The sequence below is a fragment of the Domibacillus sp. F004 genome (assembly GCF_057814295.1).
The window spans coordinates 48,857-65,413 of record NZ_JBVATB010000004.1; the positions used below are offsets into that span (position 1 = coordinate 48,857).

The following is a 16,557-nucleotide window of genomic DNA, read 5'->3' on the forward strand; positions in this document are numbered from 1 at the left end:
CTACCTTCCTTTCTGTAATAGAATAAGTAAGGGAGAAAACCGTTGAATGACGAATTGTCAATAAGGCACTCCTTTATTCGTTGACAGCCTAAGATCATTTGACTCTATTTTAAGGTAGGAGTCACAAGCCCCCACTTCAAATAAATCATTAGATTGCTAAATGGCGGGCAGCTGATAATTGATTACATTCTTTTTTTCACGTCATCAATCACCGCTGCCATATAAGCTTCTTTTTCATTCGTAAAATCAAGTCCCGTCATCGCCCTGTAAAATTCACCGAACAATTCCAGTTCGTTTTTTTGCTTTCGACTATCAGAAACCGTTTCAATCGAGGAATTTTTTCTTATCGCTCTTTCCATATGTAATATGTTCGGGAACTTTCGCTTCAACTTCGCCATCGGATCAATTAATGCACCTTCATCCTGCAGCGTTACTTTCATATAGTCATCTGTTTCATCCATTTCCATTACTTCATCAAGTAATCCTTTCACTTCTTTCATATCACGAATCGGTGTTAACGCTTCTTTCCGTACGTTTAATACCCCTTTTCTGTTCACTTCTACTACAGCTACACTTTTTGTATGCGCCGCTTCTGAAAACGAATATTTTAAGAGTGAACCAGAATAGTGTACTGTTTCATGACGAATGGCGTTTGGGTTATGCAGATGGCCAAGCGCCGTGTAATGAAAGGGACTAAACAGTTCAGCCCCTACATTTCCTGTTCCGCCTACGGATAAAATACGTTCCGAGTCACTCGTCTCCCCCCCGGTTACAAAAGCATGGCCGACGGCAATATGAATGGCATCACGGTCCATTTTTTCGCTTAAACGCCCCGTTATTACCTTCATCGCCTCATGATGAGAATGAATCGATTCATCTTCATACAGATGACGAACGATTCCCGGTTCTGCAAATGGTATACAGTGGAACTGAACCTCGTCGATGACAGGAGAATACATCTCATTCTCGATTTTTCCGGCCAGATAAAAGCGGCTTTGACGGAACCAGGTTGAGCCAAATGCCAGCCGATCTGCACTATCATGATTGCCTGAAATCGCCACAATCGGCACATTCATTTCAACATTAATTTGAAAAAGTACTTCGTTTAATAGATTCACAGCCGAAGCCGGTGGAACCGAACGATCGTACAAATCACCTGCAATCACAAGCGCATCCGGTTTTTCACGTTCAATCAGCATAATTAGTTTTTGTAAAACGAAACGCTGATCTTCTATCATTGATACACCATGCACAATTTTTCCAAGGTGCCAATCAGCCGTATGTATAAATTTCACATGATTCACCCCTATTCGTATGTACGTTCCTATCATAATGGAATTGCGTGTAAATGAAAAGGATGAATAAGCGCCCTTTTCTTGCTATAATAGCAGTAGAAGATAATCTTACGGAGGTTAGGTCATGCTTGAAGGCTGGTTTTCTTATTTTATTATGATATGGACAGTTATTCTCGTCTCCTTGTTTGCGATCGGTGGTTTTTTTATGTTCCGCAAGTTTTTGAAAAAAATGCCCAAGCAGGATGGCCGATCGGATATGGACTGGGAAGAGTATTATGTCGATCAAACGAAGAATTTCTGGGGCAAACATGAAAAAGACATGCTAGAAGAACTCGTTAGTCCCGTGCCTGAATTATTTCGCGACGTTGCCCGCCATAAAATTGCCGGCAAAATCGGTGAGCTTGCATTAAAAGAAAAGGCACGTCGTATATCAATCGATCTTATCGTACGCGGCTACATTATGGCTACACCAAAACGCGATCACAAATTTTTGCGCAAAAAACTCGATGAAATGCAGATTGATGTCTCCCCTTATAATCATTTGTTTTAGAAAAAAGCACCATTCATCCAATTGGACGAATGGTGCTTTTTTCCGTGGCATCAATCGGTTGAACAGACATCTGCCGTTTCAATTTTATATATTGATTGTACATTGCCATACGCCATGGGATAATCATTGCAAACGCTAAAATGAAAAACATACCACCTAGTTCGGCGATATCAATCTTCGTTGATAATACAAGTTTACTAATGATACGGACAATTAAGAGGGTCATTAAAATAAGAGGGAATGCCTTCGATCGTTTTAAATAAATAGCGTTATCGCGTATTTCAAAATTTGTTGTTTTCATTAATAATAGAGAGAAGATCATTCCAACCGCCGTTGCTTCAATCAGCTCAAGCCAGGATACTCGGAATGCAGGAAATAAAAACATAAGAGCACCGGTACTCATAAATAGAGGCGGCATAATAATCTTCTTCGCTGTTGTCGGCTTTTTCGCTGCCCGCATTCTAACAAAAAATGCAGCGATCCCCATCATAACAGCGGCTACTGATGATGCCGCAATCATCCAATCCATGTCAATCATTCCTTCAAACGTGTTAAAAACCAGTGAATCCTCCAAAGAGTGGAGTAAGAATCATAATAATTTTTGTCATCCAGTCAAAAAAGAGCACAATCCCCATAACGATCATAACATAACCACCGATTTTTACAATCTTAGCACTATTAGTTCGGATCCATTTCATCCGGCCGATAAAGAAGGAAAGTGTAAAAAATGGAATGGCAAATCCGAGTGTATACGCGATCATATACAACATCGCTGAATCAGGATGCGTGCCGGCCATATAAATCACAGCAAGTAAAATGGGGCCAGTACACGGTGTCCAGCCTGCACCAAATGCAAGACCAATTAGGACGGATCCTAAATAGCCGACTGGACGATTTTTAAATGCTACCCGTTTCTCCGACATCATAAACTTAGGCTGCAATATACCTGTTACGATAAGGCCAAAGAAAATAATAAAAATGGCGCCGAGCTGACGGATTAAATCATCCCATTCTTTCAAAAACTGACCGATAAAGGACGAGCTAAATCCGAGCAAAATAAAGACAAGGGAAAATCCAAGTAAAAAGAATAGTGTGTGCAGCATACTGCGGCGCTGAAGCATCGCATTATCGTTTTTTAATTCATTCACACTCATGCCAGTAATATACGATAAAAAGGCAGGATACAGCGGCAAACAGCACGGCGAAATAAAACTCAAAAACCCTGCTCCGAATGCCAGAAAAATATTTAAGTCAGCCATCATCAACATCCTTTCCTCCTCATTGTAACAGAACCAGCCTTATCCGTACTCTGAATAAATTGTGAACAGAAAAAAAAACAAATTAACACTTCTTTTTGAAAATAAGTCAACGATTGGGTATACTGTTACAGGAAGAATAGGAAAGGATTGTCCAATATGGATAAAGACATGCTCCTGTCCGCAATTGAAGAAAAGCGGATGGAACTACTCAATGTTGCGTTTAATAATGGGCTGACTTCCCCGCTTGCGATCGAGTACAGCCAAGAATTAGACCGGCTTTTAAATTTATATGAGGATTTACATATTCAAAAAATCAAAAAATATTGAATTAAAGTAAAAGAGCGATCCTTTTAAAAAGACCGCTCTTCTTCTCTATCTTTTTTTATACACACAGATTAAGCCGCTTTCAACAAACATTTGATCAAACTCAGCTGTAACATACTGACCTGCCTTTAGTTGCTGGCCTGTTACATTTTCTTCTGTAAAAATAATATTGCCATCTAAAGTGCTTGTTCCTTCATAATACGTTTTATTATGCTCGGTCCATGTACGTGTTATTTTATAATCAATCCGTTTTGGCTTCACATATTCTGCAATATTAAAATCGCCGTCTTCCCAGTATGAACGGATGCGATCGCCGACGTATAATTCTATTTCAACATCAGATTGTTTAAAACGAAGAGTTTCACCATTACTAGAAATAGCCCGATAGTAGCCTTTTTCGATATCTCGTGATTTAAATGTGACAATATAATGTTTTAATGAAATGCCTTCTTTTTCGAGCTGTTCAAACGGTGTGCCTGTCGGCTCATTTTCATAGGCATAGATAGGGGCGCTTGTACCAATTGTAATAAAGATCGTTATGAATAAGGACACATAGCGTTTTTTCATGGCAATCACTCCTTTTTCTTCATTAATATATTTTACCCACCACTTCATGCAATTATTCATCAAAAAATAAATAAACCGCTTTTCTTTTAAAAAGCGGTCTTCTATCAATCTGATCTATTTATCTTACGCAAATTATAAGTTTCATTGTTTTTAAATATGTGCCGTTAAAAAAAGGAAAGCCAGTCATTAATGACTGGCTAAAGAAGCTGTTTTCAACTTGAAATGCTAATTTGTTTATAGCTTGCGCTGATACGTCCAAACACGATTGTGATTTGTTGTATCCGGGAAAGTATCACCTGCTTCAAGGGTGATTTTCTTTGGATCGTTTACATTGCTCCCTGTTTCACCAATTTCCATATAAGATCCATTGTTCGGCACCTTTTGTCCAGGTTTAAATTGATGATTTTGCCCCATAGTGCTCACTCCTTTTTAACGATTTCTTTTTTAGCCTTTCCGAATTTACACTCATTTATGAATGGTTTTAATAAAAAAAAAGGAAATGTCTGAATCATGATAGAAAAACAGTGAATAACCTTCAATTTTCACATGCGAAGAATAGTGGTTTTTAATTTGGTTTTTTTGGTTACAATGGAGATTATAACCTCTTATTCTGAAAAAAGAGCAATAAGATTTTTCCATTACGTGTGAAAGGGAGTGGCAGATCATGAAGGAAATGATTATCAGTCTTTTAGCGACTATGGAATCGTTGACCATGAAGGATGTAATCTATTTTGCGGCATATGCGTTTTTCTTTGTTACACTTGCAGTCTTTGTCTGGCAAGTACATCGATACGTCATTTTTGTCAAAAAGGCGATTCTTGTGAAAAAAATCGGGTTAACGATTATCGTGCAGAGCTTTTTTACCATCTATCTTGTCCTTATTGCCATACTTTCTGCCGGAATCAACGGGTTTGCAGGTGTTTTTTGGGTGTTTTCTTTTATCGGCTTTTCCCTCACACTCATCTTTATGATCGATCGAGCAGCGAAACGAGAAAATAAGATATCTTAATGAACAGGTGTCAGCATAAAATCTATATTTAAAAGAAGTATATTTATTTTTATGCAAAGGCCATGTTAAACAATATTATTAATAAAACGAAGGAGAAAGCGAGCTTTCTCCTTCGTTTCGTTGAGCTGGAGCTAAAATGAGCCAAAAATCAACAACGTTCTATAACAAAACCTATGCGAAAGAGATCATTTTTACTTATTGTGCTAACAAAACAGGTTAAATTAGATGGTACAACTATAAAAAGAAATCGTAGGTGATAACATGTTTTTAAACAGAATTGAACTTCAGCATGAACCGATTCCATCTTCTAATAAGTATCCTTTCTCTATTCCCTTCCATTAAAAATCTTCATCAATTCGATATTAGCCTGCTCTAACTAACCTGAATTTTGACCAATCTTTTTTTCAAAATAGATTAGTTTGCTACTATATAAGGTAAATATTTTAATTATGAATTTTGCACAATATGTATTTTGAATAGATTAAAATTGTTGATATGTGTTTTTGAGTATGCAATACGATCTTTGCCGTGAATTAAGATGGTCGATTCTCTCACATTTTCAAACAGAAGCGTCTAATCTTCATTTGCTTATAGCGTATATACACCCCTAAATCATCATCCATATGGACACTTTCGAATTGCTCAATACTACCGGGCTTCGCTTTAAAATATGAAAGCATACACTTGTACTCTCGTCATTTATTTATCATCGTTTTTTCATTGAATCCTCTGGCTATACAATGATAAGCATCTTCCAACAACACAAAAAACCATCTCTTCCGATATAATTTCTGCGAAAAAAAGATAGTTCTAGTTGGTCTGTATGATAATTTTAATGAAATTATTTTATAAAAAGTGATTAATTCTCCATCCATGATTTTGTTCCCTGTGACGATGAATACTGCCGTTTATATTCCACTTAAGCATTTAAGTATGTTTTCAGTGTTCCCGCTGTTAAGATTGTTTTGACACTTCATTAAGAAAGGAAAAAACCGAATGACAAATATTCGAATACCTGTATCAGTCTTAAACTTAGCCCCTATCCGTAAAGGGCAGGAGGCTAAAGAAGCCATCGATGATATGGTTGATCTGGCGCAAGTGACTGAGAAAATGGGCTATACACGATATTGGATTGCCGAGCATCATAATACGTCAACACTTGTGAGTTCAGCTACATCTATTTTAATTAAACATACCTTGGAACATACCGAACATATACGTGTCGGGTCTGGCGGAATTATGCTGCCGAACCATTCCCCTTTGGTCGTAGCCGAACAATTCGGAACGATGGCCACGATCTATCCAGGCCGCCTAGATTTAGGCCTAGGACGGGCTCCAGGGACAGACATGAAGACCGCAAGTGCACTAAGAAGATCGCAACATGATTCTGTCTATACATTCCCTGATGATGTTAATTCATTGCTTACATATTTTGGGCCCGAAGAGCTGCAAAGTTCTGTCAAAGCGTATCCAGGCGTCGGCACAAACATTCCGATTTATATTCTCGGTTCTTCGACGGATTCAGCTTTTTTAGCAGCTGAATTAGGTTTGCCTTATGTATTTGCTGCTCACTTTGCACCAAAATATATGGAGGAAGCGATTTCCATTTACCGTAATCGATTCAAGCCATCCCAGTACCTTGACTCTCCCCATATGATCGTCTGCCTGAATGTGATTGCAGCGGAAAGTGATGAAGAGGCCCTATTTGAATCGACCACAATGCAGCAGTTTTTCTTAAATGTGGTACGTGGCTCTCAAACGCGGTTAAGTCCTCCAGTTGAAAACATGGATCAGCTGTGGAGCCAGCCGGAGAAACAAATGGCGGCCTCTATGTCCAGTGTAACGTTGCTCGGAAGTAAGCAGTCCATACGGGAACAGCTGACGAGCTTTCAAGAAAAGTATAACGTAGACGAAATCATGGCCGTATCCTATATTTATGATCCTGATAAACAAAAACGTTCTTATGAAATTTTAAAAGAAGTGGTTGACGGGGGAATATCGTGAACGCTCGTTAAAATAACACAGTAAAGAATATTGTTAATTTTCTTGTTAAACGAACGGGGCAAGAGTTTAACAAGGTATTTTGATGATTTAGAATCAAAAGACAAAGGAATCCAATATGAGGCTTATCAGAATTTACTAACCGTAACAGAAAAGAAAGTGATATGGGCATATGAAGTTTGGGATCAATTATAACAGGAACTAACCGACCGTGATCATCATAAAAGATCCCGTGCAGCACAATTTCTTGCTAACTTAGCGGTAAGTGACCCGGAGAAAAGAATGCTTAATGATTTTCCAAAGTTGTGGGAAGTAACGAAAGATCCTAAGTTTGTTACTGCAAGGCATAGTTTACAATCCATTTGGAGAGTCGGCTTAGCTAGAGATGAACAACAAAAATTAATAATTAATCACTTTACTGACCGTTTTACAAACTGCGTGGGTGAAAAAAATTATACGTTAATTCGATATGATATTATTCAAGGTCTGAGACACTTATATGATGAAGTGGAGAGAGAAGAAATAAAACAAAAAGCTCTTAATTTAATAGCAAGAGAAGAAGAGAGTAAATATCAAAAGAAATATGCAATGTTATGGCGAAATACATACAGTATTTAATGTAACTATTTGCAATACTACAATTTAAACAATGTATATTTCTTTGCTTACTCAACTATCGAGTGCGTTAGCTCGAATAGGAATAACTAAAAGAACCTCGCATGGTTCTTTTTTTCTTTTGTTAAAAATCAATATTGTTTTTTAACACAGCCCATTTTAAAATAGTAAAAATGAACCTAGTTTATCTATTTTTGAATTTTGCCAATAATGTATTTAGTATATTTCAATACACAATATATAAAAATGATATGGCCAATTAAAATGGATCGATTTATGCCGCTTCATATACATTATATGTTGTCTGATCATATCTGATCTGAACAGAAAACATTGTTGTACCAAGCTTAAATACCGCCATTCCTACGTTCCTTTCCGTTCTTCTGGGTGGTAAAAGATTTAAGTCCACCACCCATCTGTACATACCTATACAGAAAGAAAACAAATCCTCCTCATAATAATTTCTTCCTTATTGAAGTATCGCACCCGTTAGTCATAGACAATACTACACACAAAAAAGCCAGCCTTTAGGACTGACTCCCTCCTTAAATCATTTTTAACATAGCATCTTTTCCAAGCATACCTTTATGAATTCCGATTGTCTCTGCTTCCAATGTAACTGATTCTAATGGTGCTTCCAAAAGCTGTTCAACTGTTTTTACACCAACCGCTCTACCAGCAATAATCTTTCTATCACTCAACCTCTCATTTAGCAATGAGATATCAAGAGCCCCACACATAATATATCCTTTTTCGCTGGTAACCATGACCAAACCTGTTTTTGGCAACATAACAGAGATGCCTAAAAAGATATGTCCATTTATTTCAACGGGAAATAAATTGACCACCTATTCCTCCCTCCCCTCCCATTTTCCTTATTAAATAATATGTTGGGAGGGGAAAAACGTGTCTCTTTTGGTTTTGTCCTAGCTTCAATTCTAATAAAAAAATTATAGGTTAAACTATACTCTCGCCAATACCGCAATTCGTCTATTTCATACTTATGGTAACATTCTCTAAAATAGAAAAGCGGCTTTTTGAAATGAAAAAAGATTCTCCATGTCTCATGCGAATAAATTGTTCTCCGCTATTAAGCACTTCTGACTACTTAACATTTTTTGTAGCTAGTTGCAGCCCTTCTTCCTTCAAACGGTTATTTACGAACATTTTATCGCCAAACTATAGCAGAACAAAGAACGCGGATACCTTTGAAACATAAGGAGTACCCGCATTTTATTATTAGATGATTCCTACTGGGTTCGAACCAGCGACCTCTACCCTGTCAAAGCGAAAGAAGCAGGTTTCTTACTTTTAAATGTGATAGGTCTTACCTGAATCATTTAAAAAACGCTGATTTAACAAGATTTATGGATTTTTAAATCGTGCAGGTTTTACCTGCTAAATCGAAGGGCACCGTTTCGGCACCAAAAATCGCACCATAATAAATTCCCTCTAAATGTTGATATGGCAAGCTTCTTCTATACTTTAATTTATCAAGATGGAGGTTATTTATTAATATGCCTTGGGGTGTTAAAACATTAAAATTAATAGGTGATGGTCTCGTTCAAGAATCCGATTTAACCAGCTTCGAATTTCCTTTAGGACACTATGAAGACTATATTGTACTTGACGAACAGCATAGAGAAATAATTAAAATTGTAACCTTCCCGACGTTCTTATTTGAGGAGAAGTTTTATGGCAAAGAAAATGAGTTTTATACCATGCATTTTATTAAATTTGAACAAGGTATTCCTGAATTTATCAAGGAGCAAGATTGCAGAAGAATTGCTGATAAGTACAAAGAGGTTACGAGAAAAAAACTTAGGATAATAGAAGAGATTTAAATAATTAAGTAAAATAAGCCACTCTGCTTTCAAGAGTGGCTTATTATTTTAAAAAACATTATATCATTTATTGCTTTAAAAAAATGAATATAAATAGGATCTTTAAGCACTTTAATCGCAAAAAATTAAGTGATTATACTATATCACTTTGAGCAATCCTTCCATGTGAATCAAGTTTGATAAACTTTGAATTACAGTAAGATGGGTTTATCTTTTGTTCAATTAACTTAAATAAGCTTTCATTATGTGTAGTAATTACCAGCTGCCTGTCGAAATCTAAAGCTATTGTTCGCAACAGATCAATAAATGAGAGTACATTAACACTGTCCATATGGTGTACTGGATCATCCATAAAAATAGTATTTAGTAATGGTTCAGGTTCCATTAATGCTTTTGCGAAAAATATACTTAGCGATAGTATATCTAGTTGGGCAGAACTAAAAAATATTATTGGATTATCTTTTCGCTCTCCACCCATAGGAGCATATATTTCTAAAGAAGGTTTATCATCAATGAAAACTGGAACTATTTCCATGAAGTTCAACTCCGGGTGGGGCTCAATCCTACTATATATTTTATTGATGACATTAAGATTAAATGCTTTTTTTATTTTTTCTACAATTATTTCTTGACTATCCTTTAGTGACTTCCTAACATGTAACTCAAGCTCATTAAGTTTTTCCAAATGTGCCATTAGATCATTTTTTTCTTTTACTTTACTTGAGTTTTCAAGTACCTCACTAGTATACTGAAGTTTTTCGTGTAAATTGTCAAAACAACTTAATAACTGATTTGTTGATTCTATTTCTTTTTTTATACTATTTATTTTTTTCAGGAAGGTACTTTCATTAACCTCATTTGAATGCAGAGACTTTTTATATTTAGCTAAGTATTTTTCTACAAATTCTTTACATTTAGTGTATTCATCTTTAAGGTTTTGTAATGTTAACTGCAATTCATACAATTCTTTGCCTGTTTGATTTGCTTGGATTGATTGTATACTGCGCTGTACTTTTAGCTTCCTTTCCTCAATTAAGTTAAGCTCTTCTCTTAAATGTCTTTCTTTTTCCAGCACACTTTCATTATCAATTGAAATATCAAAGCTTTTTAAGTAACTGGACACTGTTTGGTAATCTTGTTCTGATTTTAAAAATTTACTGATAGCTTCTTTCTCTATATTATGCTTTTCTAAAGAAAGGATTAATTCTTTATTTTTGTTAAATTGTTCTTTAAGTTTGTATAACTGTTGCTCCTCTTCCTGAATTAATTGATTTTTTTCTTTTATTAACTTTAAAAAACTATCATTAATTATTTGCGTATCTTTATCAAAGTTCTCTTTGTTAAACAGCGGGTTATGGCCAATAAAATAATCAGTTAGCACTTTTAAGCGATTATTTATATGTGCTTCCTCCCTTGATATTCTTTCTAAAAACGCGATTGATTTCACAAATTTTTTGTATTCCTTGCTATTTTTATCTTGTATAACTCCTAATTGATCTTTTATTTTATCTCTTAAAAAATAAAGCGAATTTTTGTATTCTGTATTCAGATCTTCAATATCTCTTTCTAATTTTTGTATTTCTTCATTAATTAACTTTAACTTAAAAACATCTGTTATATTCTTATCTACTTGATTTATTAAAATCTCAAAATCTGAAAAGCTTGTGGAACACAGAGGACACTCAGTTTTTTCGGTATTTTGGATAATCTGCCTACCGATTTTCCTTATTTTGTTTAAATCGTCATTTAATTTTCCGAACTGTTCGTACTCTTCTTTTTTCTTCTTTCTTTGTTCATGCATAACATCAAGAGACAATTTAATCCTTTTTAGGACATTAATTGTTTCCAAGTAATTATCCTTCTTAAATTTATAGCTGCTTAATGTATTAAAGTCTGAAAGCAAGAGGGCTTCTAACTCGTTAATTTCATTCTTTGCAATTTGAAGGTTTTTTGATCTCTTATTAATTACGTTGTTAATTCTAGCTAATTTTTTTCTCAATTTTAATAAAGCGTTATCAAGTTTTTTGTATTCAGCAATTTTTTGATTAATATTGTTACTTTCTTCTATGTAATTATTATAAGTTTGTCTATTCTTCTCGCTGCTGTATTGAATTTCTAATGTTTGAGAAGAAAGTTCATTGTTTATTTTTTTAAGCTTGAGTCTCTCCCTCTCGTTCCTGATTAATTCCTTTTCTATGCTAACTATTTTAGCATTAGCATTTCTAAAATAATCAGCTTTTTGTTTAATAATATCGACCATATTCAATTTTTTTGAAATATTAAGGAATTCTTTATTAATTTCCTCATTTTGATTTTTTAATACTTTTATAAAAGTATATTCGTTAATACTTTTTTTTGTTTCTTCTAACCAATTTTCAAGTTCTAATTGTAGACTAACTTTTTGATAATATTCCTTGAGCAAGTTGTATAATTGATCAATATCGCTATACTCTTGATGCAACTTTCTTTCTTTATTCAATACTTCAGATTTCTGACTAATCACGTTCATTACAATTTCGTTTAATTCTTCTTCTGTTAAATCATCTGAAATGTCGGTCAAATGCACCCCTTCTATTTTAAAATTGTTTATTTGATTTATGATTAAGTTAAGAGCATCACTAGGTATATAAATATCTTTAATATCCTTAGCTAATTTCTTCAATTGCTTTCTTTTCTCGGTTGTCTCTTTTTTAATCTCATTCCATAATAAAAAAATGGTTTTATAATTTTCTGTGTCATTTGAATAATCCCAGAATTTAGATAAGGCTTCATATCTGTCTGCTCCAGAAGAAACGAGTAGAAAAGAGTCTATCTTGTCATGAGAAAGTATATTATCTTTAGCTAGAACAGAATCCCTTAACAACCTTAATTCTGAAGAATCATCAATTACTATACCTTCATTGTAGTCACTTCTATACTTTCTTCCTCGGACTTGTGTGTTTAGTATTAAAGTGTCGTCTTTATCGTCGATAAATTTAACAACGCCACAAGAATTCTCACTAGCTCTATTTTTAAGAATAAATTCTTTTTCTAATTTGGTTACTTTTTTAAGTACACCATTATTAGAAAACCGATTTATTTCTTTGCTAAGACCCCATTCAATTGCATCAAGTAAAGACGTTTTTCCAAAACCGTTTGGAGCAAAAATAACAATCAGATTTACAACTTCGCCTTTTTCATTGGTGAAATTAAAAAGCTGCTTATCCTTATAACCTCGGAATGAATCTAATTCAATTGCCTTTAATTTAATATTCACTTAGCTCACTCCATATATATATTAAATAATTTTTCAGGCTTAACATTAGAGTTTTTATTTACATATTTGACTATTTGGTATAGTTTTGAATCATTTTGTTTAACCATTTCCTCTACACTTATTACTGTTAAAGAATCATTTCTGTCTTTTTTTAATTCGTATAATTGAAAACCAAACAATTTATTATCAATTATACTTTTGATTTGCAAATCTAAAGACTCATTCTTAATGATATTAAAATCGTCGTATACAATTTTTCTGGACGAGTACTTATCTTGTTCAATTTTATATTTAAGTTCTTTATCCACTACCTCGTTTACCAAAAACAACACATAAATATTCCATATTTCTATATCCTTTTCCAACAAACTTTGAAAATGTACGGCAATGCTATTAGTTAACTCTTCCCAGCATTCATTTAACTCATTGTTGCCACTTAACAATACAGTAAAAATGTTGATATCATAATTTTGTTGAGGTTTTATCCAAGCTTCTACATTATATTTTAAAAAAACCTCACTCATTTCTTTTAACCTATCAACAACTTCTCCTTTTTTTATTAAATTAAAATCATTCATTATTTAACACCTCTGTAATAGAGCATCTCAAGCTTTCTTCTAGTTCATCAAAATCTTCAATATCAACAAACTTTTTAAATTCATCGGTAAAACAGTCAACATGCATTAACGAAATATCTTTTGTTATAGTGTGGTGATCTATGTTAGGTATGTTGGGTAAAGTAGGTATTTTATGCCTAAACTTTAAATCATGGACTCCAATGTCTGTTACGATTTTACCCATTCGTTTTCTGCTCATTCTTACGATCTCTCCAGATTTTCCTTCATGGTTAATTACTATACAATCATTTGCTCCAATGTCTCTGTATATTTTAGTATCATCTATAATTAATTTGAACAAATCTTCGAGCCTTTTATTGGTTTGAACATAAAATAGTTTTACTCCTTGTTTTTCTCCCTTTCTGTCTCTTGAAAGAAGTTTATCTAACTCATCATTTCTTGATTCAATGTACAAATATGTTAATAAGGTTATCCAACCCATCCATAAATTTTTCTCACTTAAATTAATTTCACCATAGGGTAATATAAGTTTTTCTTTTAGTAATTCTTTTATGGCCATAGGCGTTATTTTCGATATTTCTTCTGCTCTTCGGCTTAATAACATTCCAATATTTTTTGAACGAGCTTCAAACGCTGGAAAAATATGATCTTGAAAGCTTGCCAAATAATTAGGGATCAATGGCGGCTTTTTAGTACCTTCTAATAACTTATTAAATTCTTCAGCTTTTATTACTTCTAATGATTGATAAGCTCCCCCATCCGCTTTAAAAGCGGGAAAAATACCAATTAGAAAAGGATAACCATCTATTTCATTAAATACTCCTGAACCTGAAAAACCTTCAACTAAGTCTGTTTCATTATTCCCATAACTGGTTAATTGTCCATCACTAACAATAGTTTCAAACTTAGGTTTACTTTGTGACCATTCATGGAGAGAACATTTTAAACTTTTACGTTCTCCATTCATAAAGTCAGGATATCCATTCAATACAATTGGATTTTGTTGATTAGGATTAGCAATCATGTACTGTGGAAAATCAGCTATAAATTCAACAATTATAATTGCTATATCCAATTGATTATGTAGGATACAATCAATTACTTTTATTTGAAGACCACCATTTAATTCTTCAGAACCCGTAATTTCAATATCTTCTATTTCGAAGCTAATTTCTTCACCCGTTTTGCCTTTTAAGCAATGTTTAGCAGTTAGCACATATAAATACTCCTGCGTATTTGGCTGATACAAGCAGCCACTTCCTCTATTATTTTTACAACTGATTGTTACAGCTACCTTTTGATAAAAGTTATAAAGGTCCATTGCATCATTCACCTAACTTGTATGTATATCCTTTTTCAGATAAGTAATTACAATCAAAATTAAACTTCTCGTAATCGCTGGCCAAAAAAACATTTTTCAAGCCATAGTTAAAATAAAAGCTTGTACACTGATCTTTTGAGCGTGTTGAGACAATTCGAGCTAAACATTCTTTATTTGGTAACCCATGGCTTCTTCCATTGGTGCTAATTACAAAATTTTCACAATCGATACAATTAAGTAGTGACTCACTAGTATTGTATTTGCTACCGTGATGCGAAACTTTTAAAACGTTTACCTTTAATTTTCGTGTAGGTGAATACCCAAGTTCTTTTAGTGATGCTTCAACTACTGAAGGATGAGAGTCACCCAACATCAAAATTTTTTTATCACTATACTCCAGTATAAAAGCTATACTACTTCCATTCGGCATTCTGCTGTCTTCCTGAAATTCATTCTTTAATAGGTCTTCCATAGGAATTAAATAATCAGTTTTAACAGAAGCCATTTCCTTGTTTTTAGCCTTTTCATATTCCCAAGCCTTGTTTAGCTTCTTTAAACCTGTGATATTTGGAGAAAGTACAGTAACCTTTGCTTCACCTACGTAATCTTCTAAAAGACTCATGATCAAAGTCTTATCCCAACATCCAAGTCTGTTTAGTTCTTTTTCAAGAGTAATACCTTGCCTAACACTTTTTTCTTTTGAACTATTAATAACTAGAGGAATTTCCCGATTGCTTTCTGCAATATTTTCTTCTAACCTCTCCGCAATTAGTGAACCTGAATTAAACCATACTTTTTTAATAATTTCTTTATCTATTGTACTATCTTCAAATATATCAATTATTCCTTTGATATGGTCATCATCACAATGGGTAACAATCAACAAATCGATGAATTGACCATCTCTCTTAATCCGCTGAAACACTCCCTTTAACTGGCGGTAGCTTTCCCTACCCGTCCCCCCGTCAACTAAAATATTTTTAACACTGTTCCCCTCACCAAAAGTTATTAAGAACGAATCTCCGTGATTAGCGGGGAAAACCTTAAGATCGAACCTCATATAGTAAGACACTTCCTTGAAATTTTATGATAAAATCCTTATTTTTTCATTTGCCTTCAATCAGTAGCTTTTTCCTGTTCTCTAACTGCCCTATAAAGCGTTGCCCTGCTTATTTTGGTTATCGCCTCAATCTCTTTAACAGTCATCTTATTTGTTGTTCTATTGTTGAATAATTCTAAGGCCTATAACAAGCCTGTCTAACTTCGTAACAACAATAGTGTCACCTTCTTGTACTGTCTCAAGGGTTCGATTTCGGCAGTTCTTCTAGTTTATTACTATCTACTTTCCACAGATTCATGCTAAACGACATAAATTTTTCTCCTTTCAATTTTTATTATGTAAATTTAAAGTACGACATTTATCAGCATAACTATATAAAATCCACTTTAAAAATTAGCAAAACATTTCTTATTCCGGTATCCCAAAATGAGCTTTTCGATGGCAATTTGGACATATAGCGACTACATTTAAAACATTATCTTCCCCTTCTTCCATCAATCTGATAAACAACAAGTACTCTAGTTCCAAATTCCCTTGCTACTTTACACTTAATTTCCATCCCCATAATATCCATTTGGAATGAAATGTGTTTGGCTAAATCCCCTGGTACAAAACCAAGTTGCATTTCATGAGACAGTACTTGAATAGCAAAGGGATCAAATTCATTATCTGGCTGCCTTTTTAAATTTAGAGTATCTCCAATTTTAAGTCTTTTAGCAACAATCAATTTTACTTGATTCATATGGTATTCCTTTTACATTAAAAGTTTGAATAGATTGAGGTTTACTAGTACCTTTTTTTACTTTTAAACGATCCGATGGTGTTAGCTGAAAGAATTCTTTGAAAAACACCGGATAAAACGTACATTGTTTGTATAA

17 protein-coding genes and 1 pseudogene are annotated in these 16,557 nt (G+C 34.1%); 6 read left to right on the forward strand and 12 right to left on the reverse strand.

The window, feature by feature from the left end:
• Positions 1-182 precede the first annotated feature (182 nt).
• Complete coding sequence (locus ACZYRN_RS11775) at positions 183-1,295, reverse strand: exonuclease SbcCD subunit D (RefSeq protein WP_488911806.1); 1,113 nt, start codon at positions 1,293-1,295, stop codon at positions 183-185.
• 124 nt (positions 1,296-1,419) lie between these two features.
• Between ACZYRN_RS11775 and ACZYRN_RS11780 the strand changes: the two genes are divergently transcribed.
• Positions 1,420-1,845 carry a DUF2621 family protein gene (locus ACZYRN_RS11780; RefSeq protein ID WP_488911807.1) on the forward strand — a complete coding sequence of 142 codons (426 nt, stop codon included), beginning with the start codon at positions 1,420-1,422 and terminating at the stop codon, positions 1,843-1,845.
• 13 nt (positions 1,846-1,858) lie between these two features.
• Here the strand turns inward: ACZYRN_RS11780 and ACZYRN_RS11785 are convergent, their stop codons facing one another.
• Positions 1,859-2,383: a CcdC family protein gene (locus ACZYRN_RS11785; RefSeq protein ID WP_488911808.1), complete on the reverse strand. Its 525-nt coding sequence runs from the start codon at positions 2,381-2,383 to the stop codon at positions 1,859-1,861.
• Positions 2,384-2,396: 13 nt separating this feature from the next.
• Positions 2,397-3,104, reverse strand: coding sequence for a cytochrome c biogenesis CcdA family protein (locus ACZYRN_RS11790; RefSeq protein ID WP_488912034.1), 708 nt, complete (start codon positions 3,102-3,104; stop codon positions 2,397-2,399).
• A gap of 156 nt (positions 3,105-3,260) precedes the next feature.
• Here ACZYRN_RS11790 and ACZYRN_RS11795 point away from each other — a divergent pair, with 156 nt between their 5' ends.
• Positions 3,261-3,431, forward strand: a complete 171-nt coding sequence (locus tag ACZYRN_RS11795; protein WP_488911809.1) for a Spo0E family sporulation regulatory protein-aspartic acid phosphatase — start codon at positions 3,261-3,263, stop codon at positions 3,429-3,431.
• Between the two features lie 45 nt (positions 3,432-3,476).
• Here the strand turns inward: ACZYRN_RS11795 and ACZYRN_RS11800 are convergent, their stop codons facing one another.
• Entirely contained in the window at positions 3,477-3,995 is a 519-nt protein-coding gene (locus ACZYRN_RS11800; protein ID WP_488911810.1) for a hypothetical protein, read from the reverse strand.
• Positions 3,996-4,229: 234 nt separating this feature from the next.
• Positions 4,230-4,409: a YjzC family protein gene (locus ACZYRN_RS11805; protein WP_488911811.1), complete on the reverse strand. Its 180-nt coding sequence runs from the start codon at positions 4,407-4,409 to the stop codon at positions 4,230-4,232.
• A gap of 250 nt (positions 4,410-4,659) precedes the next feature.
• Here ACZYRN_RS11805 and ACZYRN_RS11810 point away from each other — a divergent pair, with 250 nt between their 5' ends.
• The 3 genes and pseudogenes from ACZYRN_RS11810 (at position 4,660) to ACZYRN_RS11820 (ending at position 7,623) form a co-directional block, all read left to right on the forward strand.
• Complete coding sequence (locus ACZYRN_RS11810; RefSeq protein ID WP_488911812.1) at positions 4,660-5,004, forward strand: hypothetical protein; 345 nt, start codon at positions 4,660-4,662, stop codon at positions 5,002-5,004.
• Between the two features lie 996 nt (positions 5,005-6,000).
• On the forward strand, positions 6,001-7,008 hold the full coding sequence (locus ACZYRN_RS11815; protein WP_488911813.1) for an LLM class flavin-dependent oxidoreductase: 1,008 nt from the start codon (positions 6,001-6,003) through the stop codon (positions 7,006-7,008).
• Between the two features lie 108 nt (positions 7,009-7,116).
• Positions 7,117-7,623: pseudogene (locus ACZYRN_RS11820) on the forward strand (hypothetical protein).
• Positions 7,624-8,165: 542 nt separating this feature from the next.
• Here the strand turns inward: ACZYRN_RS11820 and ACZYRN_RS11825 are convergent.
• Complete coding sequence (locus ACZYRN_RS11825) at positions 8,166-8,468, reverse strand: YunC family protein (protein ID WP_488911814.1); 303 nt, start codon at positions 8,466-8,468, stop codon at positions 8,166-8,168.
• A 669-nt stretch (positions 8,469-9,137) separates the two neighbouring features.
• On the opposite strand from ACZYRN_RS11825, the gene ACZYRN_RS11830 reads away from it, so the two are divergent.
• Positions 9,138-9,464, forward strand: coding sequence for a hypothetical protein (locus tag ACZYRN_RS11830; RefSeq protein WP_488911815.1), 327 nt, complete (start codon positions 9,138-9,140; stop codon positions 9,462-9,464).
• A gap of 133 nt (positions 9,465-9,597) precedes the next feature.
• Here the strand turns inward: ACZYRN_RS11830 and ACZYRN_RS11835 are convergent, their stop codons facing one another.
• The 6 genes from ACZYRN_RS11835 to ACZYRN_RS11860 all read right to left on the reverse strand — a co-directional run bounded on the left by ACZYRN_RS11835 (position 9,598) and on the right by ACZYRN_RS11860 (position 16,421).
• Complete coding sequence (locus ACZYRN_RS11835; RefSeq protein ID WP_488911816.1) at positions 9,598-12,720, reverse strand: AAA family ATPase; 3,123 nt, start codon at positions 12,718-12,720, stop codon at positions 9,598-9,600.
• Positions 12,721-12,725: 5 nt separating this feature from the next.
• Positions 12,726-13,298, reverse strand: coding sequence for an ABC-three component system middle component 1 (locus ACZYRN_RS11840; RefSeq protein ID WP_488911817.1), 573 nt, complete (start codon positions 13,296-13,298; stop codon positions 12,726-12,728).
• Positions 13,291-14,619: an ABC-three component system protein gene (locus ACZYRN_RS11845; RefSeq protein WP_488911818.1), complete on the reverse strand. Its 1,329-nt coding sequence runs from the start codon at positions 14,617-14,619 to the stop codon at positions 13,291-13,293. The genes ACZYRN_RS11840 and ACZYRN_RS11845 overlap by 8 nt, the downstream gene beginning before the upstream one ends.
• Before the next feature lie 4 nt (positions 14,620-14,623).
• Complete coding sequence (locus ACZYRN_RS11850) at positions 14,624-15,679, reverse strand: ComEC/Rec2 family competence protein (protein WP_488911819.1); 1,056 nt, start codon at positions 15,677-15,679, stop codon at positions 14,624-14,626.
• Positions 15,680-16,087: 408 nt separating this feature from the next.
• On the reverse strand, positions 16,088-16,174 hold the full coding sequence (locus ACZYRN_RS11855) for an HNH endonuclease (protein WP_488912035.1): 87 nt from the start codon (positions 16,172-16,174) through the stop codon (positions 16,088-16,090).
• Positions 16,155-16,421: an HIRAN domain-containing protein gene (locus ACZYRN_RS11860; RefSeq protein WP_488911820.1), complete on the reverse strand. Its 267-nt coding sequence runs from the start codon at positions 16,419-16,421 to the stop codon at positions 16,155-16,157. The genes ACZYRN_RS11855 and ACZYRN_RS11860 overlap by 20 nt, the downstream gene beginning before the upstream one ends.
• Positions 16,422-16,557: the final 136 nt, after the last annotated feature.

What these genes read in the sequence shown, in the direction of transcription:
- ACZYRN_RS11840 (WP_488911817.1), bottom strand. Translation starts at nt 13,298, where the DNA reads ATGAATGATTTTAATTTAATAAAAAAAGGAGAAGTTGTTGATAGGTTA.
- ACZYRN_RS11800 (WP_488911810.1), bottom strand. Translation starts at nt 3,995, where the DNA reads ATGAAAAAACGCTATGTGTCCTTATTCATAACGATCTTTATTACAATT.
- ACZYRN_RS11810 (WP_488911812.1), top strand. Translation starts at nt 4,660, where the DNA reads ATGAAGGAAATGATTATCAGTCTTTTAGCGACTATGGAATCGTTGACC.
- ACZYRN_RS11795 (WP_488911809.1), top strand. Translation starts at nt 3,261, where the DNA reads ATGGATAAAGACATGCTCCTGTCCGCAATTGAAGAAAAGCGGATGGAA.
- ACZYRN_RS11860 (WP_488911820.1), bottom strand. Translation starts at nt 16,421, where the DNA reads ATGAATCAAGTAAAATTGATTGTTGCTAAAAGACTTAAAATTGGAGAT.
- ACZYRN_RS11815 (WP_488911813.1), top strand. Translation starts at nt 6,001, where the DNA reads ATGACAAATATTCGAATACCTGTATCAGTCTTAAACTTAGCCCCTATC.
- ACZYRN_RS11830 (WP_488911815.1), top strand. Translation starts at nt 9,138, where the DNA reads ATGCCTTGGGGTGTTAAAACATTAAAATTAATAGGTGATGGTCTCGTT.
- ACZYRN_RS11785 (WP_488911808.1), bottom strand. Translation starts at nt 2,383, where the DNA reads ATGATTGACATGGATTGGATGATTGCGGCATCATCAGTAGCCGCTGTT.
- ACZYRN_RS11805 (WP_488911811.1), bottom strand. Translation starts at nt 4,409, where the DNA reads ATGGGGCAAAATCATCAATTTAAACCTGGACAAAAGGTGCCGAACAAT.
- ACZYRN_RS11850 (WP_488911819.1), bottom strand. Translation starts at nt 15,679, where the DNA reads ATGAGGTTCGATCTTAAGGTTTTCCCCGCTAATCACGGAGATTCGTTC.
- ACZYRN_RS11855 (WP_488912035.1), bottom strand. Translation starts at nt 16,174, where the DNA reads ATGGAAGAAGGGGAAGATAATGTTTTAAATGTAGTCGCTATATGTCCA.
- ACZYRN_RS11790 (WP_488912034.1), bottom strand. Translation starts at nt 3,104, where the DNA reads ATGGCTGACTTAAATATTTTTCTGGCATTCGGAGCAGGGTTTTTGAGT.
- ACZYRN_RS11780 (WP_488911807.1), top strand. Translation starts at nt 1,420, where the DNA reads ATGCTTGAAGGCTGGTTTTCTTATTTTATTATGATATGGACAGTTATT.
- ACZYRN_RS11845 (WP_488911818.1), bottom strand. Translation starts at nt 14,619, where the DNA reads ATGGACCTTTATAACTTTTATCAAAAGGTAGCTGTAACAATCAGTTGT.